General features: G+C 55.2%; 3 protein-coding genes and 3 tRNA genes. All 6 read right to left on the bottom strand.

Annotated features, from left to right (window positions below; all coding sequences use genetic code 11):
• Positions 1-136: 136 nt before the first annotated feature.
• Positions 137-212, bottom strand: a tRNA-Thr gene (locus AS93_RS0116300).
• Between the two features lie 27 nt (positions 213-239).
• Positions 240-313: transfer RNA gene (locus AS93_RS0116305), tRNA-Gly, on the bottom strand.
• Positions 314-337: 24 nt separating this feature from the next.
• Positions 338-422 (bottom strand) — tRNA-Tyr (locus AS93_RS0116310).
• A 133-nt stretch (positions 423-555) separates the two neighbouring features.
• Entirely contained in the window at positions 556-1,224 is a 669-nt protein-coding gene (locus AS93_RS0116315) for an SPOR domain-containing protein (protein WP_027591591.1), read from the bottom strand.
• An 8-nt stretch (positions 1,225-1,232) separates the two neighbouring features.
• Positions 1,233-1,973: a type III pantothenate kinase gene (locus tag AS93_RS20405; protein WP_081798336.1), complete on the bottom strand. Its 741-nt coding sequence runs from the start codon at positions 1,971-1,973 to the stop codon at positions 1,233-1,235.
• Positions 1,963-2,922 carry a bifunctional biotin--[acetyl-CoA-carboxylase] ligase/biotin operon repressor BirA gene (gene birA / locus AS93_RS0116320; protein WP_027591592.1) on the bottom strand — a complete coding sequence of 320 codons (960 nt, stop codon included), beginning with the start codon at positions 2,920-2,922 and terminating at the stop codon, positions 1,963-1,965. Before birA ends, AS93_RS20405 begins: the two co-directional genes overlap by 11 nt.
• Between the last annotated feature and the right edge of the window lie 124 nt (positions 2,923-3,046).

The following is a 3,046-nucleotide window of genomic DNA, read 5'->3' on the forward strand; positions in this document are numbered from 1 at the left end:
CGATGGTGCCAACGTTGAGGTGCGGTTTGGTACGTTCGAATTTTTCCTTAGCCATTCTAACCACCCCTTAATGCAGACTTACGCGTCTCGTTCCATTAAAACAAAGGCAGATATTTTCATATCTGCCTTTGTTGACTGGAGCTCATGAGCGGATTTGAACCGCTGACCTCACCCTTACCAAGGGTGTGCTCTACCAGCTGAGCTACATGAGCAAAACAGCATGTGCGCAAACATCAAACTGGAGCGGGTAGCGGGAATCGAACCCGCATCATCAGCTTGGAAGGCTGAGGTTCTACCACTGAACTATACCCGCAGAGCCTAATGCTCGTGCTGTATCTGGTGGAGGGGGAAGGATTCGAACCTTCGAAGTCGAAGACGTCAGATTTACAGTCTGATCCCTTTGGCCACTCGGGAACCCCTCCAGAGTGAGCGGCATTCTACAGCAATGCCTCATTGCGTCAAGCGCTAATTTCAATGAAATCTTGAACTTACGTTCCGCGCTCGCGCCGCCTCGATTTGCCAACCAAAGGCAGGGCGCGAATTCTAGAGAATGTCTCACTCCCTGGCAATAGGACTTGCACAAGGGAGCATCTGATGACGCATACCGGGGAAATCCTGAACGAGCCGCGAAAGGAGATCATCACCAACCAGAACACTATCCCGCGCGGGCACACGCACCCAGTGTTCACGGCGCTCACGAACCAGCTCTCGCAGCTCAGCGCCATACCCCATGGCACGAATGCGCTCCAGCAGGCTGACCGCTGAATCCTGGCCGGAGAAGATACCCAGGGAGATACCATTGGAGAGATCTCCCTGCGTAATCAGGTAGCTGTCGATACCCCTTGCCTGCAGCTCCTTGAACTGGCGCAGCGCCGCATCCCGCGAGCCGAATGGCGGAAGATAAACCCAGTAGTCCTTCGACGACTCTAAATTGGTGACAGCCTGCCCTGCCTGTATATCAAGGCTTATCAAACGCTGCTCCAGCATGGACGATCGCTGATCAGTTTCAAAACCGCCGAGGTAAAGGCAGATTTCACCGCTCGCCGTCATCGGAGACTGCTCACCTTCGCGATTTCCGTGCTCACTCACCAGGCGGATGCGCGCCTTCCCACCCTCGACCAAGGCGAAGGGAACGACATCACCAGCAAGCGATGGCGGCTGCTGTTGAGTCCAAACGAAATAGAAAATATTCAGTGCCACCAACAGCAGGAAGACCCACCGCATCGAAGACCTCATTCAAGGGGACAGGCAACCGCAAGCCCTGTAAAAACCAAATCCGGAGCCAACCGCGCGTGAGGAACATCATTCAGGACCAATTCAGCATCCCCACCTGTCAGGAAGATCTCGTGCTCAGCCCCCAATAAATGCGAAGCAAGCCTCCGCTGCTCCTGCACAAAACCGCGCACCATCCACAGGCATCCTCGCTCCACTGCCTGGGGAGTCGAACGCCCCGGGTCACTCGAGCGAAGCGCATCATGAGCCGCGTCATCACCATAGCGGATTCGGCTAGTATGGGTACGCAGATCGCTTCGCAGCAAAGGCATACCAGGACAAATAAAGCCCCCCAAATGCCCACCCTCAGCAGATACGAAGTCGGCAGTGATCGCCGTTCCCAAGTCCAGGACCAGGCATGCCTTGCGGGCCAGCGTGAAAGCTCCCACCAGCGCTAGCCACCGGTCCATCCCCAACCCGCGATAGTCCTCATACCCGTTGCGAACCCCGCCCAGCCGCTCAGCAGGCATGGCGACCTGGCAACGCACGCCAAAAGTCTCTTCTAGAGTAGAGGCAATTGCATCGGTTTCCTGCTCACTACGAACGCTTGCCAGCCGCGCTCCGCGTAGAGATCCGACTGAAACGCGCTTGAGCTCATCCAGCAGAGCAGCGGCATCCGAAACTACGCCTGAGTGGGTTTCACCTGTAGAGAGAAGGCGCCACTTGATCAGGGTATTTCCGCAATCCAGTTCAAGAATCATCGCGCAACCTCAGGCTCAGCTCTCCACCACAAAAGACCTGCTCTGCTCCGCCTACAAGCAAACGCAGCCCTCCCCTTTCATCAATACCCAGCGACGTGCCAGCGACCTCTCCCACCCCGGACGATAGCCGCACCTCACGCCCCATCCAAAGATCAGCCGCACGCCACTCATCCATCAATGTTGTAAATCCATTCAAACGGTGTAGGCCGAGGTAATGGGAAATGTGGTGATTCAAGCGACTAGCCAGTTGGCTCCTATCCTGCAGGATACCCGTTTCGCATAAAAGCGAAGTCCAAGGTCGGTCGATCTCATCCTTGCTGGACAGCATATTCACATTGATTCCGACACCAATCACAACATGACAAATGTCCGCCGGGTCACCAACCAGCTCCAGCAGTATTCCGGCCATTTTCTTATGGCCGACCAAGATATCGTTGGGCCACTTAAGACCGGCATTCGTAACGCCAGCCTCTTCGATAGTTCTGAGAACAGCCAAGCCGATTACCAGGCTCAGCCCTTCGAGCTGTTGAGCGCCCTGAACAAGCTGTATCGCAAGACTGTAATAGAGGTTTGCGCCAAATGGGCTCACCCAGGTACGCCCTCTCCTTCCACGACCGGACGTCTGCTGCTCGGAGAGAACCAGGAAGGGCAGCGGCTTCCTTTGAGAAATCAGCCGTAGCGCTTCGGCATTCGTAGAATCTAGCGTTTCTGACAGATATATGCGCTGGAGTCCCAAAAACCGCTCATCAATTGCTGATGGATCCAGCAGGCTAATCCGCTGGCTCAGGCAGTATCCCTTCCCGGGCACCTTGTGAATGGTCAACCCAAGCTGGGACTCCAGTTGCTGAAGCTGCTTCCAAACCGCAGCCCGACTGATTCCCAGTGCTTCCCCTAACTTTTCCCCCGAGTGGAAAGCGCCATCCTTAAGGAGTTCCAACAATGCTGGCATCTTAAAGGCCTCCGGGATAAAAGTTTTGCCGGGGTCGTGGACAAAACATCCACTCCGATATATCCATAACACAAAACCCCAACCCGCGGTTGCGGATTGGGGTTTTGGTTTTAGGTGCTTGACG

The sequence above is a fragment of the Pseudomonas sp. RL genome (genome assembly GCF_000647775.1).
Lineage (GTDB): Bacteria > Pseudomonadota > Gammaproteobacteria > Pseudomonadales > Pseudomonadaceae > Serpens > Serpens flexibilis.

What these genes read in the sequence shown, in the direction of transcription:
- birA (WP_027591592.1), bottom strand. Translation starts at nt 2,922, where the DNA reads ATGCCAGCATTGTTGGAACTCCTTAAGGATGGCGCTTTCCACTCGGGG.
- AS93_RS20405 (WP_081798336.1), bottom strand. Translation starts at nt 1,973, where the DNA reads ATGATTCTTGAACTGGATTGCGGAAATACCCTGATCAAGTGGCGCCTT.
- AS93_RS0116315 (WP_027591591.1), bottom strand. Translation starts at nt 1,224, where the DNA reads ATGCGGTGGGTCTTCCTGCTGTTGGTGGCACTGAATATTTTCTATTTC.